Here is a 19,125-nt window from a genome sequence, read left to right on the forward strand (position 1 = left end):
GCCGGTTTAGTTTTTTGTTGCTGTGGCCAGCAATTGTTCGACGATAAAGTCAAGCTGTTCATCAAGGGAATAGATATCACTGTAATATGAGAGGTTAAAGCTGAGCTCGATCATTCTGCCTTCTTTGACAGCTGGAATGCTATTCCAAATAGGATTGCCAGTCAAATCATCCATTCCTTCATAGGAAGAACGGACAACATAATCGCCAATATACTCTGGAAGGACTTCCATAGAAACGGTATCACCTTCTTCATTCGTTGATCCATCAATTTTTTTCTGAATGATCTCTGGCGCTTTCATGCCTAAATATTCATAAATAATTTGGGAGCCGCGTCCAAATTGCTTGCCGGTTACGACCGACATTTCCTTTTTTCCGCCTTCAATAATGGTTACCGTTTTGTCCAGTACGTCAGCTGCTGCGAGCTTCTCTTTGCTTTCTTTTACCTTCGTATTAAAGTTGTCAAGGAGGGTTTGCGTTTCCTGCTCCTTACCGAAGGTTTTGCCCAGCAAAGCAAGTCTTTCATCCGTAGTCATTTTTTCATTTGGAACAAGAATGGTTGGTGCAATTTGGCTTAATTTCTTATACGTATCCTCAGAAGGGACAATAATGAGATCTGGCTCAAGCGCCATAATGGCTTCGGGGCTTGGCTCAAACCAACTGCCCAGCATTTTCACCCCTGCAAGATCCTTTTCAAAAGCAGCCCCTTCGAATACATCGGACACACCAACTGGCTTAATTCCCATAGCAACGACGTCACCTAGCAAATAAAGCACGACTACACGTTTAGGTTCAGCTGGAACCTCAACATCACCCATTACAGTAGACACGATACGTGTTGATTTACTTGCTTGATTGTTATCGCCAGCGGTACCATTCGTATTTTGAGCGGCATTGGATGCAGCTGCGGTATTTGTAGTAGTCGAAGAAGAATTGCCGGTATTCGTTCCGCCTGCTGAGCAAGCTCCTAGCAGTAGCATTAAACTGAGCAATATGCTCACAGCTAATCCAGGTTTTGTGTGTCTTTTCATTTGTATAGACCCTCCACGTTTATATTGATAATGATTATCATCATCGTTACCAATATAACGCCTCATCCCGCCTGATCCAATGGATAATCTGGTTAAATTAAATGGATAATCATCTATTTTTCGTCGCTGCCGCTCTGATGTCCGAAAGTGAAGCGGTGACAATCCCGTATATTTTTTGAAAATTCGGCTGAAATAATAGACATCTGAATAGCCGATTTCCCTTGCGATTTCCTGCATATCAGCATCTGTACCAAGCAGTAATTCGATGGCGTGAGCTACCCGAACCTGAATTAAATAATGGATCGGACCGGCCCCTTTTTCTTCCTTAAACCGCATGGATAGATGACGTGGGCTGTAATTCAGCGTATCAGCAATTGATTCCAGTGTTAGGCTCTTTTGATAATGTTCATCTATGTACCTTATGGCTTGTGATACAAGATCCGGTTTGCGCGCATCAATCCCTTGAGTATCCATTTGACGAAGAAGCTCATGCAGAAACTGATAAAAGAGTCCCTTAATATGAAGCTGATCCAAACTATGCGCACCTTGCCATATATTTCTCATAAGGGTGAGGCAGCGGAGCAGAGCGAGCGGCTCCTCTGGCCGAAAGGCATATTGGAGCGAAAAAGGATTATAGCGCTCCATTAATTGTGTAAGCTCTTTCCGGCCCGTGAATGCATACCCGGTTTTGTAAAACAGTTGATAATATTCAAATTCTTCCTTTGCCTCTATATCTAGGCGCATCCCTTTACCGCCATGCAGCATATGAAAGCGCCTTGCTTCATGCTTATTGCCGTCGAGCTGTAGAGTTGCTGAACCTCGAACACCATAAATAAAGCTGCTTGCCGGCAGCAGATAAGACTCAAGCAGCTCGCCTGGTTCCATAATAACGTGACGTATGTCCAATATTTTTACAGCTGCATGATTCCATAACAAAATATGTTCTTCCAGTTTCATAATGCTTTCATCTCCAATCCTTCTCCCTGTAAGATTGGATTCGTATAAACGGGGAGAAGTACGTTAGAGCTATACGATCTCACCATTATAATTGATAACCATTATCACTTACAATTTAAATATGCTGATTTGCTGTCGAATTGGCATTTAAGTGATGACTGTGTGCTTGCGATTCTAACGAACAGTATGACGCTTATTATGAAGAAAACTAATATTCTTACGTTTTAGCGAATCGTATTAGCGTTATTGCATGCTGTTTGGGGTGTTTTGCGTTGTTTTTCAACAAATAATGATTCTGGAGTTCGTTAAACTTCTAATCGTTAATAAATTGGCGAAATAAGAGCTGCTAGGTTCGTAAGCGAGGTACCTGGCACATAGAAAAACACAATGCACAACGAAAAGTGCAGAACATGCCTAGGACTAACTTTTCCACGAGACATTATGTTAATTGTAGAACACTGACAATGAGCTTTTTGCATAGTCGTATTATCATCAAATTTCATATCTTGTTTTCGAGTATTCGAATGAAAAAGCAACTTTTTCAGCATGTTGTAGAAAGATATGGTTATGAAACCCGGATGGAAGAGGTGGGGAGTGCCTCGGGGGTTGGTGGTTCTACTGAACTGAAAATCTAAAATTACTGCACCAAAAGGTAGAAACAAAGTGTACTCTTGGCAATTGTATAATGAGCTTGGGTCACTATTGAAAGCGATTGCAAAAAAATGAGAGAAGAGAGGGAGCGAAAAAATGAACTACAAAACCCAGCATAGAAGGGGTAAGAAAATGCTGTCTTTGGTGCTTGCAGGGGTTCTTGCCACAAGCATAACTGCAAACGCCGTCCAGCCAGTTCAAGCAGCAGCAAATGTTGTATTTAAAACGCAGAACGGAGGAGTCTTTGACGGGATGCCGTTATTTGATGGCAATCCGGAGCATTTGGATGCGTATGTGGATACGTATTTTGATTATACGGGGCTCGAGGGACCCGCTGTTTATGTAACAGGCTCACGCAATCATTATACGCTGACACAAGGGCGAAATGCCGGGAAAATCATTCCTGGCGCACTTGCGGCCGCGGATAATGTGCAAGGGGTGTCAACGGATTTCCCAGCGCTGGTAGGCATGGGACAATCCTGGAACAAGGAGCTGCTCTCCAATATAGGGAAGGTAGTGGGCAGTGAAAAAATCAGTTTACTTAAAGTAAAACAAGGAGAGTCCAATATTCATGGCGGTACGAATGCATCGGCTACTGTTGCTTTTACAGTGGTCAGCGACATGCGTATCAACCCTTTAAGCGGAAGATTCGACGAGGGCTATTCTGAAGATCCTTACATGGCAGGGACATTAATAGATAAGATGGCTTCGGGACTTAGCGGCATAGACCAAGCGGCAAGCGATGACGGATTCTGGATGCGTGCAGCTGTCGGTACCAAGCATTATTCTGTTTATAACGCGCAATGGTTCCGTGAGACTTCAAACAATAGCGCCGGGGCAAGAGCGATGTTCGAGTACCAGACACGCAGCCCACTTAAGGGTCTGGAATCGGGCTCAATTGCAGGTGTTATGACTTCATATGGCCGTACGAATGGGATACCGAATATTTTATCTCCCCTGCAGCTGCATGCGAATGATTTCTCGAAGTACGGCGTTTACAGCTCGCCAGACTTTAACGCGGATGCCCATGTATCGAGTTCAGGCAATTTAAGCAACGGCTATGATACTAATTATGCTGTCGACCGTACGCATGCAACGGTACTGATGGCGCTGGCTGAAGCGAATGCCGGAAGGCCGTCAGGTACGACGCCTGCCGATGTGCCGGATTTGGTTGCACTGGTAAATAAAGGGGAGTATGGCATTACCGCAGAGGATTTAATTAAGGCAGCAAGGCCTCATGTGAATCAAATGGTACGCGTTGGCATTTTTAATGAAGTCAATGAAAACGGAATACCGAAATTTTATCCGTTTGCACAGGATGCTAAGGATGTGCGTACGGCAGCGGCAGCAACTTACAGCTTGCCGGAGCATCAGCTAATTGCACTTCAAGCAGCGCAAGAGAGCATTGTTTTATTGAAAAATGACGGTATTCTGCCGCTGGCCAAAAATAAAAATGCAGCGGTATCCGGTATCTACGCAGATGCGAGATTTAAAACGACTTATTCAGTAGGAACAACTCCTGCGCTTCCTGAATCGGGCGTATCTCCGCTGCTCGCGATTATTAATGCGAATGGATCTAACCATGTTACTTACGATTCAGCGAGCAAGGTTATCGCACTTACTGCAATGAATAATAATCAGACCGTTACCGCTAATGTGTATGATCCTGCAGCTAATACGGGAGGAGCTCAGCTAGTAACGACAGCGGACCAGCTTAATGTTTCCGATCCTGCCCAGCTATTCCGGGTCTTCGATTGGGGACAAGAAGGGTACAGCTTGCTATCGCTCAAAAACAACCGCTGGGTGACATCTCCGGCCAGTAATAATGCAGCGGTAGGCAATACGGATGGAACAACGCTCAATTTAACCAACAATGATTGGGATCTTGCAGCGATGCTTGGGAATACGAGTGCGATCACGCCAAGAATTCGCATCGAGCAAAACGCTGACCAAACCATATCGCTTGTAGCGAATGGCTATAGAAGCGGCTTCTCCGGTGATTTTACAAATTGGTATTATTCAAATGGACGTTTTATTACAGCAGGTGCAGATGCCAAGCTGAAAACAGCAGCTGCGGTACTCGGAAATGAATCGAATGCAGCTATTCGCAGTGCAGATGTGAAATTTAAAGAAACGGTTGTGAAGGAAGTCGGACAGGATGCTGTTGCTAGGGCGGCGACTGCTGATTATGCCGTAGTATTCGTGGGAGCAGTCCCGCGCCATAGCGCAGGGGAAGGCAATGACCGCTCCAGCCTGTACATGGGCGATGCCGATTACGAGCTTGTAGACAAGGTGTCTGCTGCTTTCGCGGCGAAAGGCAAGAAGACGATCGTTGTTGTCAAAAGTAGCTTTCCAGTTGGGCTTGAGGAAATTCAGAACAATCCGAATGTCTCTGCTATCGTGTATCAGCCATATGGGGGGCAATACGATTCACGGGCACTGGCTCAGGTGCTTTATGGCGATTATGCGCCAACGGGCCGCCTGACGTCCACTTGGTATTCAGATATGTCCGCTTTCCCGGCAATAAATAAATATGTTATTCCAGAGGGTAACAAGACTGCATCAATGGCTACCATTGATCCGCGTTTTACATTGGACATGACGAATGCCGATCCTATGGAGTCAAAGCTTACTTATATGTACACGGATGCACCAATTACGTATCCGTTCGGATACGGCCTCTCTTACAGCAGCTTTATATACAGCGATTTGGCAGTGCCAATGAGTGCTAGCGGGAATGAGCCGTTTACCGTTTCTGTAAAAGTGAAAAATGCTGGCGTTGTCGATACTTCAGAAGTCGTTCAGCTTTATATTAAAAACAATCAATCAGGCTATGGCGGCTCTGCTCCGAAGAAGCAGCTCGTCGCGTTTGAGAAAATCGCTTTGGCAGCAGGCGAGAGTAAAGTGGTTACTCTGTCTGTTGACCCTGGTGACTTCGGCATCTGGGACGTGAATAAAAATAGCTTCATTGTAGAAAATGGTGCATACACGTTAATGGTTGGCGCATCCTCCAAGGACATTCGCGGTGAGAAGGTCCTTGCAATTAATGGAGATGCGATTGCACCGCTGCAGGTCTATAAACCGTTTAATGTGTTCGACCATGCTTATGCCTCCCATGAAGTCATCTATCATGAGGTTTCTAAAGAACGCACTGCGCAAAATCTGAAAGCGAAAAAGGTAGTCGGAGGTTATTATGCCGTCCGCTCAAAACAAAACGGTTCCTACGTAGCGCTGCCGAATGTGGATCTGACAAATGCAAAAAGCGTTAAAGCCTCGGTAGCTTCTGACGCAGCGGGAGGAATAATTACATTACACGCGGATTCCCCAAGCAGCGCCCCGCTCGCGATGATTGAGGTTCCGGCAACAAAGCCTAGATCCTATACGATTGCGAATGCATCTGTTCCGGTAACGGAGCTGGCTTATGTCGACGTAAAAGCAGAATTGAGCAACACGAGCTTGAAGGGCAAGCACAATCTCTACGTTGTGTTCAAAGCCGCCGATCTTCGTATTGACAGCTTGGCGTTTGAGAGTGAACCCGTAATCAGCAGCTCTAGTCAGCTTACTGCTGCCCAAATAAACCCTGCCGTTGTTGTGAAGAGCGACGGTGCTCCTTTTGGTGCAGATGCCTCCAATTTGGACAATTGGAATATTGTTTCTGCTGCCAGCGGCTTAACGTTAGCTTCGGTCACTCCAGCGGCATCTGGCTTAGAAGCCACGCTGCAGTTCAGCGGAACTGCGAAAGCTGCAACAATCGCCATCCAATCGAAGGCAGCTTCCTTCGACGGCAATTTGACAAACAGCAATACGTTGACACTAACGATTGCAAATTCTTCATCAGGAGGCGGTAACACATCTGGCACTGGTACGCCTAGCATAGAGCAGACGGTTACGATTACAGCAGCAACCGCGTCCGATACTGCTAAGGTGAAGAATATCAAGGCTGAGGGCGTTACTGTAGTTGGGGCGCCAGTAGGCATTAAAGTAAAGGATTTGAAAGGCTCTTATGTAACAGCAACGATTTCGATTCAGTCTGAAGCAGGCAAAAAGGTGACCGCACTGGCGATGGTTGCCGATGACGGCACGTTAACACCGGTGCCGAGCCGAATTACAACAGATACGAGCGGTAAGTCGATCATCAAAGCGCTTGTATCCTTAAGCGGCACTTATGTGACTGTATCATCGGAGCGTGTGTTTACTGACGTTCCAGTTAAAGCGTGGTACGCAGCAGAGATTGCCAAAGCAAGCAGTCAGCTTTTAATCAATGGTGTGACATCATCTACGATGCAACCGGGAGCTTCAACAACCAAGGCACAGACGCTGATGGCAGCACTTAACGTGCTTGGCATAACGCCGGTAAAAAACGCAGCGGATGTGAAATGGTATGATGAAGTGGTCAGAACTGCAAGTCAGCATAGATTAGTTAGCTACACAACACTAGCGATAGATACGCCAATGTCTCGTGAAGGCATGGCTGACGTACTCGTCAATGCCCTTCGGTATGCTGGTCTCGACATCACGCTGAGCGAAGGGGAAGTGAGCAAGCTGCTGCAAGGCTTCTCGGATACTGCGAGCATATCCAAGGAAAACCGAACAGCAATGGCGGTCGCTGTTAAATACGGTATTTTCAAAGGGAATTCGGCGCAGCAACTGCTGCCTTCAAGCACGATTACGCGTGCTGAGTTGGCTGCTGTCGCGATCCGTACCTACAGCGTAATTATCGATCTCATTTCCTAATATTAAGAGATAGGAGAATAGCCTGCACCTCGTGAGAGGRCAGGCTATTCTTACTTAGCTTTAGCTTTTGCGAAATTCTTCTGGCGTGTGGCCTGTCATTTTTTTAAATACCCGAAAAAAGTATTTGGGATTATCATAACCTAGCTGCTTCGCAACCTTGTATATTTTGTCATCGGTGCTTTTTAATAGTGTTTTGGCTTGCTCAATGCGCAGCTGGTTAATATAGTCGGTAAAATTTTGCGCAGTTTTTTCTTTGAACAGGAAACTTAAATAGCTTGGATTAAGATAAAAAAGAGATGATATTTTTTCCAGTGTTAAATCCTTGGTGTAATTTTTGTGTATATACGTTTTAATATTATCGATCATGTTTTCGGAGGAGTAAGCTGAGTTTTCCTTCAATAAATCGGCGGTACTCATTAAGACAGTGAGCAGGTACTCCTGAATGGAAATCAGATCAAAAGAAATATTAAGCACGGACTCCAGGCTTGAGGACGGCGAGCCGTCTTCATGCGTTTGGAGGTAGGCCGAAAGTATTTTTTTGACCTCTTGAATCATATCTCTGCTTTGCTCCTTTAGCTGAGCAAGGGAGACGGCAGGCTGTCGTATATAAAAGGCGAAAAAATCAAGTACCAGCTCTTTCACCTTCGCGGTTTGACCTGATTCAATCAGGAACAGCAGCTCATGAGTCCGTTCCCACAGCATAACATCCGGTAAAAGTCTTTGTTTGTTGTAAAGATAGCAGCGCCCAAAATCGGTAATCGACCGCTGATCCAATGCGGCAATCGTTTCATGGTGTGCTTGGCGCAGCATACTTAAATGGTGGACAACAGTACTTATGCCTACGCAGCCTTCGCTGCCCTTCCTTACACTAACGGTGTGGATAAGCTCCGCTGCCGTTCTTTCGGCATGCTTAAGCATCGTCGTGACTGATCGCTCCTCCGTAAACGATAGAAGGATGAATGCGAGCTTATCGCTTTGGGAATGCGGGATATAAATATAATCCTGCTGAAGCCCGATCATAGGCTGTTGAATCGAAGCTGGCGCATAGAGCGTCAGTAAAATATGTGCCGAAGCAGCAGACACTTCCTTTAGCCGCGCCGATTGGAAGATGGGCAGCTTATCTTTCTGCTGAATCCCAATTAGGAGATGCAGCAGCGATTGGATATCGGAATGATAACTGATGTGCTCCTTTTCAGCTGCTTTTAGTACTACCTCCTGCTTGACGTTCCGCTCCTTCTCAATAGCATCGATCGCTTGCTCCAGCGTGCGATGAATCTCTTCCCTGCTAAATGGTTTCAGCAAATAACTAACAACTTTAGCGGATATCGCTTCTTTCATATATTCAAAGTCCGAATGTCCGCTAATAACGATCATTTTTTTGTCGGGATATTGCTGATGCACGATTTTCATTAATGATTTTCCATCCATTTCAGGCATGCGCATATCCGTAAAGATAATATCCGGGTCTAGGTGCTGAATTAATTCCAGCCCATCGGCACCATTGTCGGCCTCTCCGGCGAATGTGAGCTTATGCTCGAAGGATTGAATTTTTTTGAGTAGTCCCTTTCGTATTAAGGGCTCATCATCTACGATAATGAATGAATACATCTGGCGTTCACCTCTTCTCCCAATTCGAAGGAATTTTGATTTGAATGGTTGTGCCTATGTTTTTTTCGCTTTCAATGGTAACGCCATCTTCGATTCCGTAATAAAGAGTGAGCCGAGAATGGACGTTCTTTATACCAATACTTTGCTTGGTACGCTGCCCAATAGACGAAAACTCAGGCGGCTGGGCGAGCAGATTGCGTAGCTCCGTGACCTGCTCTTGCGACATGCCTGCACCGTCATCGCAAATTTCGAAGATTATGAGTTCATTGTGCTGATAACCCTTGATCGTGATTCGACCTTTGCCACGCTTGTTCTCAAGGCCGTGATAAATCGCGTTTTCCACGAGTGGCTGCAGAATCAGCTTCAACATCTTGGTTTGCAGTACTTGTTCTTCAATTTCTTTTGTAAATGCAATTTTTTCGCTATAACGGATTTGCTGAATTGCCATATAATTGTCCACGTGCTGGATTTCCTCGGCAGCGGCAACCAGCTCGCTATCGGTTTTAATGCTGTACCTGAACATATCACCTAAAGCTTTGGTCATAACAACGATGCTTTCGACTTCTTCGATTTCTGCAATGCTATTGATTGATTCAAGCGTGTTGTACAAGAAATGTGAGTTGATTTGAGCTTCCAGCGCCTTCATTTGCGAATCCATGGTCAAAATGCGATTTTGGTAGCTCTCGCGAATATGGGTATCAATATCCTTCATCATCTTGCCGTACTCATAATACAGAATCCCAATTTCATCGACTCTTTTTTTGTCGGCTTCAATCATGACGAAGCGCTGCGATTTGTTTTTGCGCATCATCTTTGTTAATTGAATGATCGGCTTTGTAATTAAATTAGAGAGGAAGAAGGAAAGAAGTAGAAAGATAATGGCGCAGGAGGCCGATACATAAATGATCAGCTTTTGCGATATGCCGTATTGTTCATACACTTTGGCGACCGAAATATTGGCAATGACCTTCCAATTATTGCTCGGTACAGCTTGAATGACTGTTAAGCTTTTGGAATCTGTGAATTGCTGCTTAGAGCCCGTCATCGCCATAGACTTGCGGAGCAGTCCATCCGGCAAATATTGACCAATGTCACGATTAGTGCCGTCATATAATATTTTCCCCTGCTCATTTGCTAAATAAATATTTGATATGCTTGGGGCTGGATTCCTGTTTAAGCCTGCAAAAATGTCCATGCTGCAATCCAGCATAAAAACGCCTAAAAATTCATTGGAATTGGGATCAAAAAGCGACCTTGAAAAACCGATTGAAGATTTGGCATTAATGATATAGGGCTTTACACTAACATCGCCGATGTAAAGCTCTCCTTTGCTTGCAACGGTCTGCTTGTACCATTCGTCGTTGAAGGGAATGTAATCGACCATTAAGTCTGTTCCATTCCCGTAGCTGATGAATTTTCCGTCAGGCATGAAAAGGTAAATTCCATTAATGTAATTATAACCCAGTAAAATATTTTCGAAAATCAGCTTCAGCTTGGCTCTCGTAATGAAAATCTCGTATTGGTTGTTCGTATTTTGCAGCTTTCTCAGCTCATCGCTGACTGTGCTGTAAGCGGTTGCAGTGGATGACTGCTGCTGCACAGTAATTGAGATCCGGTCAATATTTTTCAAGATTTCCTCAATGCTTTTTAYCGAGTTGTTGATCGTTGTGGATGCGACAAGGGAGGTCTGTTCATTGACAAGCCGGGTATAGCTGCGATAAGAACTGACAGTAACGACAATAATAGGCACGATGGATACGAGAACAAGAACAAGAAACAGCTTAGTTTTAATATTAAAAAAGAGCATACACGTATCCTCCTTGTTTGTCTAATCTAAAAATAGTGCACCAAATGAGCTAAAGCATTTATACTGTTTCTCACATTATTATAAAAGTGTGCTTAAGGCAATAGCGTCTCATGAAATGGCAGGAGAGAGTAAGTCATTAACACAAACAATAAAAACAGGGGGAAATGCAAAATGAAATCAGTAAAAACAATGGGGCTCGCTATTTTAGTATTTTGCTTCGTTCTGCTCAGTGCTTGCAGCTCCAACAATGGTGCTTCGAACGCGACGAATACGCCGGCAACTAATGCAGGCACCAACGACGCAGGTGGTAAAAATGCAGGAACTGATTCTTCAGAGCCGATTACGTTGACGATGATGATGTCTGGCAACAAAGCGTCGGAAGGGGAAGATTTTGAGCTGGAGACGCTGCCGCGTCTCGTGAAGGAGAAATTCCCGAACATCACGCTTGAAGTACAGAAGCTTCCCGATGATCAATACAATACTTCGGTGCGTACAAAGCTTGCAGCGGGACAAGGGCCGGATATTTTCTGGATCTTCCCTAAAAATGCAGCAGGCGGAGTCATCGATTTCGCTAAAGCGGGTTTTGCTGCTGATCTGTCCGATTTAAAATTCTGGGACAATATCGGTGCTGGCGCTAAGGAGGATATGTCCTATGACGGCAAGCCTTACGGCGTCGCTGAAGGTCTTGATTACCTAGGCGTTTACTACAACAAGGAAATGCTGGAGCAAGTGGGTGTGACCGAATTCCCGAAAGACTGGACATCCTTCCTTGAAGCTTGCCAAAAGCTGAAGGATGCAGGCATTACGCCAATCGTGCTTGGCGATAAAGACCCTTGGGTCATTCAATTCGGTATGTACCCGATTGCAGCAAACGTGGTTTACCCGGATGAAATGGATTTTGATGTAAAAGTGCAAAATGGTGAAAAATCGCTGAACGACCCTAAATGGGTGAAAACTATTTCGATGTACAAAGAGCTGTATGACAAAGGTTATGTCGTGAAAAATTCACTTGGAGTAGGCAGCGCGCAGGCTTCCCAGTTGTTCATCGATGGCAAAGCGGCTATGACGTTTACAGGCACATGGGACTACGCTTCTATGACGTCGAAGGGCGCGGCGGAGTTTAATCGCGGATTTGCTTCTCTTCCAGGCAATGACGCTGGCAAACCAACGTTTGTATCAGCGGCAACCGCTGCTGGCTATGGGTTAAATGCAAAGTCCAAAAATCTTGATGCAGCTAAAGAAATTCTTAATTATCTGTTCGACGGTGAATCGGAATTGTTTAAAGCTTATGTTGCTTCCAACAGCTCCATCAGTGTATACAAGGATGTTCCTTTGACAAACGAGTTGTTCAAGGACGTCAACGATAACTATCAAACAAACGGCAATTCGGTATACTTTAGCAACCAAATGTGGCCTGCAGGTGTTTCTGATGTGATGCAAGCCAAATTCGCAGAAATCATTGGCGGACAAAAAACGACGCCGGAGGATGTTGCGAAGGCGATGGATGAGAAGTTCCAGGAGCTATGGAAAAATAAATAATCTTTAGAGTGAATGGGTAAGTAGTAGCGGAGGGAAGACGACTGTCTTCCCTGCCGTTATGAGGTTAGCTGGAGAGGATGGAGCAACATGAATTCGACCGTAATGAAAAAAACAATGTACTTTTTTGCAATACCGGCCCTCATTTTTTATTTAATTTTTTGGATATTTCCGATATTGAGATTGTTTCAATATAGTATCACTGATTACAACGGTTTCGCTCAAGCGTACAATTACATCGGACTAGATAACTACAAAGCACTATTTAAAGGAGATACACTAGGTATTTCCGTCAAGAATACGTTGATTTATACGCTAGTTACAGTGGTGCTCGGCAATATCATTGGTCTTGCACTTGCACTTCTCTTAAACATGAAAATTAGAGGGAAAGGGATTTATCGCTCCTTGTCTTACATTCCGACGTTATTCAGCGCAATCGTTGTCGGATTCATTTGGAGCTACGTATACATGCCGGATTACGGTATGATCTCAACCTTCCTGGATAAATTTGGCGTAAATGACGACAATCTAAATTTCCTAGGCAGCTACTCCTCAGCACTATATGCCATCATTTTTGTTGAGATATGGAAAAATATTGGAACGACAATGATTATTTTCCTTGCTGGCTTGCAAACCGTCCCTAATGATTTGCTCGAAGCAGGGAAAATGGACGGTTGTGGCCCTTGGCGGCTGTTGCAGCATGTGAAGCTGCCGCTGCTTGCGACTGCGATAACGATTAATGTAACGCTTAGTCTAATCAATGGATTGAAGGCCTTCGACTTCCCGTTTATTATGACAAACGGTGGTCCGGGCACTTCTACCAATACGTTGATTTATTCCATCTACAAGATGGCTTTTACGGAGCAGCTGTTCGGTAAGGCATCAGCGCTTGGCGTTATTTCCTTTGCCCTGATTATTGTGCTTACTGCAGCATTTGTTATCCGCATGAACAAACGGGAGGTGTCGGCATGACTATCGGTTCTTTGACGAAAAAGACACTGGTTCAACTGGGCGTCATCGTTGTGATGGCTGTTAATTTGATCCCGCTCATTATTGCATTGTCGACTTCGCTTCGTGATCCAAAAAATAATGCCAATCCGCTAAACTTGTTTAGTGAAATTTCTTTTGCAAGCTATCGTACTGCCTTTGAACGGATGCATTTTCCGCAAGCACTTATGAACAGCATTATACTTACAGGAATTTCTGTTATCTTCGTCGTACTGCTGGCAGCGATGGCGGCTTACCCAATGGCGAGGCTTAAAACCAAATGGAGCAAATTTTTATATTTGTTTTTTCTCTCGGGACTGGTTGTGCCCTCACAGATGGTGCTCATCCCGATCGTGCAGATGATCAATTCGCTTCATATACCGACTTCACAGTATACACCGATACTGATGTTTATTACATGCAGTCTTCCTTTTTCCACATTTTTGTATACAGGCTTCATTAGAAGCGGCGTACCGGAAGAGGTGGAGGAAGCGGCTCATATCGATGGAGCGGGGTTGTTCCGCAGGTTTTGGCTGGTGGTATTCCCTCTGCTTATCCCGGTTACGGTGTCGGTCATTATTACACAGGGTGTATGGATATGGAATGACTACTTCTTTAATATGATCTTCATCTCCCGAGCGGCTGAATCCCCATTGCCCCTAGCTATGCTGGGCTTTCTCGGTGATCAGCAAAACCCTACGCAGTGGAATGTGCTGTTTGCTGCCTGTTTCCTGTGCGCGCTGCCGCTCCTAGTTGCTTTTCTGTTTTTGCAAAAATACTTTGTGGGCGGGATGACGGTTGGAGCAGTCAAAGGCTGAGTAGCAAACCAAGTGGAGAGAAAAACTCCCCCCGATCTATTTTGACCGCAGGCCTTACGATTATTAGCCTTCAGGCAGAAGTGGAGATAAGGCAATGAAAACGAAACAAACGAACCAACCATTCGTGGACTTGGCGGAGACGCTGATTCCACATTTATATGAAGAAAAGGTTTTTCCTACAAGCCTGATTGACATTGTGAAAGACACAGACGCCTTTCAGGGCTGGCGGACAGTGCGTATCGATTCGATTGATGAGCTAGCCAATCGAGTATTATCCAAAGGAGACAGCGTAACGCTCGATTTTGGGGTTCATCAGGTTGGGTACCTTACGCTCTCAATTAACAATGTACACAGTAATGCGGATGCGCCGCTTCGGTTAAAGCTCATATTCGGTGAGATGCCTTGTGAGATCGGAGAGGACTTCGACAATTATGAAGGCTGGCTCAGCCGGTCTTGGCTGCAGGATGAGACGATCAATATCGACGTGCTGCCAGGGATGGTAACGCTGCCAAGGCGCTATACTTTCCGGTATTTGAAAATAATCGTACTGGCCACATCACAGCGGTACAGCGTTTCATTTTCTGAGATTTATTGCAAGACCGTAACCTCAGGTGATGTCTCGCAGGTCAAGCCGCTTCCGGACGGTATATCCAATGAGCTAAAGGTGATGGATCACATCGGTATTAAGACACTTCAGGACTGTATGCATACTGTCTTTGAGGACGGTCCGAAGCGGGATCGAAGGCTTTGGATCGGCGATCTGCGACTTCAAGCGCTAGTAAACTATGAAACGTTTAACAGCAATGACCTTGTCAAAAGATGTTTGTATCTCTTTGGCGGAATGCTGCTTGAGGACGGACAGGTAGGTGCTTGTTTATATGAGAAGCCTGCACCTTTTGTAGATGACATCTATTTATATGATTACTCGCTCTTTTTCGTTGCCACTTTATATGATTATTATGAAGCAACCAAGGATCGTATTACGCTAAATGAGCTGTGGCCGATTGCAGTGGAGCAGCTTCGAATTGGGTTGAAGCGACTGGATGAACGGGGAATCGTAACGGATGATGATACATGGTACTGCTTTCTTGATTGGCATGATGAGCTGAACAAGCAGGCAGGCGCGCAGGCCGTTCTAATTTATTGTCTTAAAAGAGGACTTGCACTAGCTGAGAAGCTGGGTGAAGGTGAAGCGCATGCTTTTATTTCGTCGGCAATCCAGCAAGCGACGGACGCGGCTATGACGTTTCTTTGGGATCAAGATCAAGGGTATTTCACAAGCGGGCCTGGTAGTCAGATATCTTGGGCCTCACAAATTTGGATGGTGCTGGCAGAGGTGATGGATGCGGAACAAAATGGCATGCTGCTTGATCGTTTATTCGATCGGCCTCCGGCAATTGCGATGTCGACGCCATACCTTTATCATCATCTGATTGAGGCACTGCTGTTGAGTGGAAGAAAAGAGAAGGCAATGTCCGAAATGCGCGCCTATTGGGGCGAGATGATCAAGGATGGAGCGGATACCTTCTGGGAGCTGTATAATCCTAGCGATAAGAAGCTGTCGCCGTACGGCAGCAATTTAATCAACAGCTACTGTCATGCATGGAGCTGTACTCCGACTTATTTTATACGGAAATACTTTGTAAATGACTACAGCTAGAAAGCTATTCTCTAGGAGGAGAGCCTCTCAACTCGATTATAAAAAAGAGAGGATATTGGAACTAATTTAAAGTGCATCCCTAAAAATGGACATTGAAACAAACCTCAGGTTTATTCGATGGAATTTTAGGGACGCATTTTTTTGTGCTGCTATCAAAGGGGCAAAAGCTAAGGACATATCTTCTATTTCGAAAGGGACGGATTAACTCAGCATATTGGAGTTGGCATCTTTAAGCGCGGGGATAAGAAATTTATGATCGATAGGCGATGACATGACAATTAGAATTGTATAGGTTCCGTATTTGTCACATTGATTTCCGAACTCTTCAAGAGCTTGTGTGGAGTCGGTTATTACTTTCAATAAGTAATTGTGTTCTCCGCTGATGCGGTAACATTCTACGACTTCAGGAGCAGAGCGGCAGAACGCAAGGAATGCATGACAATCTCTTGAATGAAACAACATGTAGGCTGATGCATGCTTACCAATTTTATCAGGAGAAATAACGGTGCGATACTCACTAATAATTCCTTTTTCCTCCATGCGCTTAACTCTTTCTGTTACTGCTGGCTGCGATAAACCGACACTTTTTCCAAGTTCAGTCATAGAAATTCTCGCTTGGCTTTGGAGATGATAAAGTATTTGCTTATCTACATGGTCCATACAAATCTACTCCTTTAAATTTAAGGTATCCGTTATAAACTAGCTTGGCTTTAACCGTAAAAAGGCGAATCTAACTTCGTTCCCTTATGTAAGCTCGATAACTTATTTTATATAATATACTTACAATAGTAAAGTGTATAAGGCTTTAACTATTTCGAAAGGATGAGCATCTAAGTATGTTGCATACAAACAAGTTTAGTACAGAACGATTAGCAGGTAGGATCGATGAGGTCATCGATCGAACGCTTGCTGATAAGCGGTTGGTCGGTGCTGTCATTAAAGTGGCGATAGACGGGGATGTGGTTTATAGCCGCGCTGCGGGTTATGCCGATCGTGAAATGAATCGGCTCATGCGTGAAGATGCATTATTCCGGCTAGCTTCTGTTACCAAACCTATCGTTACAACAGCTGCCTTAGCATTAGTTGGGCAAGGCCTACTCAAGCTGAATGACCGTGTTGATCACTGGCTGCCAAACTTTCAGCCACGTCTCCAAAATGGTGAGCTTGCCCTATTAACGGTTCGTCATTTGATGACGCACACTGCTGGGCTGACCTATCGGTTCTTTCAAGAAGAAAATGGTTCTTATCATCAAGCTGGTGTATCGGATGGTATGGATCAGCCTGGCATCAGTTTGGAAGAGAACCTGATTCGTTTAGCTTCTGTACCGCTCCTTTATACGCCAGGCACCAAGTGGAAATATTCGATCGCGACAGATGTGCTGGGCGCAGTAATTGAGAAGGTTACAGGAACACCGTTAAGCGAAGCAGTGCATTCACTTGTGACAAAGCCAATTGGTATGAGCGATACTAGCTTTATTGCAATCGACCCAGAACGTCTTACTACTGCTTATACTAATGAAGTTCCAGAACCACGGCCTTTGCTTGAGCACGATAGCATTCCCTTCTTAGAAGGAACAGCGGGCTTCCGTCTTTCCCCGCGCCGGGCACTTGATGATACGGCTTATCCTTCTGGGGGTGCTGGCATGATTGGAAGTGCAGACGATTTTTTGGTGCTGCTGGAAACATTACGGAATGGCGGAGCTCCTCTGCTGCCACAGTCTCTTGTTCATGAGATGTCCACAAACCAGATTGGTGATCTGCCAATGGATTTCTGGCCGGGGAGAGGCTTTGGCCTAGGCATTACGGTGCTTAAGGATCCAGTGTTAGCAAACACTTCTGAATCAACTGGTACATGGCGCATGGGTGGCACCTATGGTCATTCGTGGTTCGTTGATCCTGATCAGCGTCTAAGTGTGGTGGCGTTCACCAATACTGCACTCGAAGGCATGTCAGGTCAGTTTACCGTTGACCTTTGCGATGCTGTTTATGACGGGCTTAATAAATAGAGATCGAACATAAATAAAAGAGAGGTACTTTTATAATGAATTCAAACCCAGCTTCTGTTACACAGAGTGCTTCCAGCGCAGTTCCTTCAGAACGTCTCCCGTGGGCTGGATTACTCGCCCTTGCGATGACGGGGTTTATTTGTATCCTAACTGAAACGATTCCAGCAGGCTTGCTGCTGCAAATAGGTCATGGACTTGGAGTATCGGAAGCCTTTGCTGGTCAGCTTGTAACCTTGTACGCCCTTGGTTCACTGCTGGCTGCGATTCCCCTAACGACCATGACGCGCGGCTGGCGGAGAAGGCCGTTGCTGCTTATGTGCATTCTTGGTTTTCTCGTCTTTAACACAGTTACCACTTTTTCTTCCAACTATACACTGACGCTGATCGCTCGGTTTTTCGCGGGCGTTTCTGCGGGTGTCTTATGGGGCATGATAGCAGGTTATGCCCGCCGTATGGTGCCGGAATCACTCAAGGGAAGAGCTATGGCAGTGGCCATGGTGGGTACACCTCTAGCGCTGGCGCTTGGTGTCCCCGCAGGAACTTGGCTTGGTTCGCTCGTAGGCTGGCGCTTTGTCTTTGGGATTATGTCACTTATGGCTCTGATATTAGTCGTCTGGGTGGTTTGGAAATTACCGGACTATCCAGGAGAATCGCCAGGTAAAAGACTCTCGTTATATAAGGTATTTGGTATGTCAGGAGTACGTCCGGTACTGTTTGTTGTTCTTGCTTGGGTGCTTGCACATAACATCTTGTATACCTATATTGCACCGTATCTTGCTCATGCTCGACTCTCTCATCGTGTAGACTTGGTACTGCTTATTTTCGGCATAACAGCGCTTGTTGGAATTTGGATCATCGGTGTTTTGATCGACCGGAAACTGCGGCCACTCGTTTTGATTAGCCTGCTTGCTTTCGCCATCGCATCCATCGTATTAACCTTTAGTAATAACCAACCGATCGTGATCTACCTAGTGGTTGCTGTATGGGGGCTGACGTTCGGAGGCGCGGCGACATTGCTGCAGACAACCATGGCTGAAGCTGCTGGCGAGAGCGCAGATGTGGCCCAGTCTATGCTGGTGACGGCATGGAACCTAGCCATCGGCGTTGGTGGCGTGTTGGGCGCTATTCTTATAGAAACTGTAGGTGTCGGTTCTCTCCCGCTGTCATTGCTTATTCTTATCGTTCTTGCACTACTAGTCGCGTGGCGTGCTAAAGAATACGGATTCCCTTCAAAGAGGCATTAGGTGTTTATTATGAATTTAATCAGCTGAATGATTTATGCGAGTTTAAGTTGTTACTTGCTTCAGAGAAGAAAGCCGTCAGACATGAGCT

At 45.3% G+C, this 19,125-nt stretch carries 11 protein-coding genes; 7 read left to right on the top strand and 4 right to left on the bottom strand.

Annotated elements, in window-relative coordinates; genetic code table 11:
- Positions 1–6: 6 nt before the first annotated feature.
- Entirely contained in the window at positions 7–1,986 is a 1,980-nt protein-coding gene (locus AB4Z50_RS15190; protein WP_441880266.1) for an AraC family transcriptional regulator, read from the bottom strand.
- Between the two features lie 747 nt (positions 1,987–2,733).
- Here AB4Z50_RS15190 and AB4Z50_RS15195 point away from each other — a divergent pair.
- On the top strand, positions 2,734–7,371 hold the full coding sequence (locus AB4Z50_RS15195) for a glycoside hydrolase family 3 C-terminal domain-containing protein (protein ID WP_441880268.1): 4,638 nt from the start codon (positions 2,734–2,736) through the stop codon (positions 7,369–7,371).
- Positions 7,372–7,431: 60 nt separating this feature from the next.
- On the opposite strand, the gene AB4Z50_RS15200 is transcribed toward AB4Z50_RS15195, so the two are convergent.
- On the bottom strand, positions 7,432–8,979 hold the full coding sequence (locus tag AB4Z50_RS15200; RefSeq protein WP_441880270.1) for a response regulator transcription factor: 1,548 nt from the start codon (positions 8,977–8,979) through the stop codon (positions 7,432–7,434).
- Positions 8,980–8,986: 7 nt separating this feature from the next.
- The gene (locus AB4Z50_RS15205; protein ID WP_441880272.1) at positions 8,987–10,786 is read right to left on the bottom strand and encodes a cache domain-containing sensor histidine kinase; all 1,800 of its coding nucleotides are present in this window, start codon (positions 10,784–10,786) and stop codon (positions 8,987–8,989) included.
- A 171-nt stretch (positions 10,787–10,957) separates the two neighbouring features.
- Between AB4Z50_RS15205 and AB4Z50_RS15210 the strand changes: the two genes are divergently transcribed.
- The 4 genes from AB4Z50_RS15210 to AB4Z50_RS15225 all read left to right on the top strand — a co-directional run bounded on the left by AB4Z50_RS15210 (position 10,958) and on the right by AB4Z50_RS15225 (position 15,787).
- Positions 10,958–12,325 (top strand): ABC transporter substrate-binding protein, encoded by a 1,368-nt coding sequence (locus AB4Z50_RS15210; RefSeq protein WP_441880274.1) that lies wholly within the window; start codon positions 10,958–10,960, stop codon positions 12,323–12,325.
- Positions 12,326–12,412: 87 nt separating this feature from the next.
- Positions 12,413–13,294 (top strand): carbohydrate ABC transporter permease, encoded by an 882-nt coding sequence (locus AB4Z50_RS15215; RefSeq protein ID WP_441880276.1) that lies wholly within the window; start codon positions 12,413–12,415, stop codon positions 13,292–13,294.
- Positions 13,291–14,127 (top strand): carbohydrate ABC transporter permease, encoded by an 837-nt coding sequence (locus AB4Z50_RS15220; protein ID WP_441880278.1) that lies wholly within the window; start codon positions 13,291–13,293, stop codon positions 14,125–14,127. Before AB4Z50_RS15215 ends, AB4Z50_RS15220 begins: the two co-directional genes overlap by 4 nt.
- Positions 14,128–14,221: 94 nt before the next feature.
- Complete coding sequence (locus AB4Z50_RS15225) at positions 14,222–15,787, top strand: alpha-L-rhamnosidase-related protein (protein WP_441880280.1); 1,566 nt, start codon at positions 14,222–14,224, stop codon at positions 15,785–15,787.
- A 201-nt stretch (positions 15,788–15,988) separates the two neighbouring features.
- Here the strand turns inward: AB4Z50_RS15225 and AB4Z50_RS15230 are convergent, their stop codons facing one another.
- Positions 15,989–16,447 (bottom strand): Lrp/AsnC family transcriptional regulator, encoded by a 459-nt coding sequence (locus AB4Z50_RS15230; protein ID WP_441880282.1) that lies wholly within the window; start codon positions 16,445–16,447, stop codon positions 15,989–15,991.
- 176 nt (positions 16,448–16,623) lie between these two features.
- Here AB4Z50_RS15230 and AB4Z50_RS15235 point away from each other — a divergent pair, with 176 nt between their 5' ends.
- A complete protein-coding gene (locus AB4Z50_RS15235; RefSeq protein WP_441880284.1) occupies positions 16,624–17,793 on the top strand; it encodes a serine hydrolase domain-containing protein in 1,170 nt (389 codons plus the stop codon).
- Between the two features lie 35 nt (positions 17,794–17,828).
- Positions 17,829–19,037, top strand: coding sequence for an MFS transporter (locus AB4Z50_RS15240; protein ID WP_441880286.1), 1,209 nt, complete (start codon positions 17,829–17,831; stop codon positions 19,035–19,037).
- Positions 19,038–19,125 lie beyond the last annotated feature (88 nt).

This window comes from Paenibacillus sp. 2TAB26 (assembly GCF_052115145.1).
GTDB lineage: Bacteria > Bacillota > Bacilli > Paenibacillales > Paenibacillaceae > Pristimantibacillus.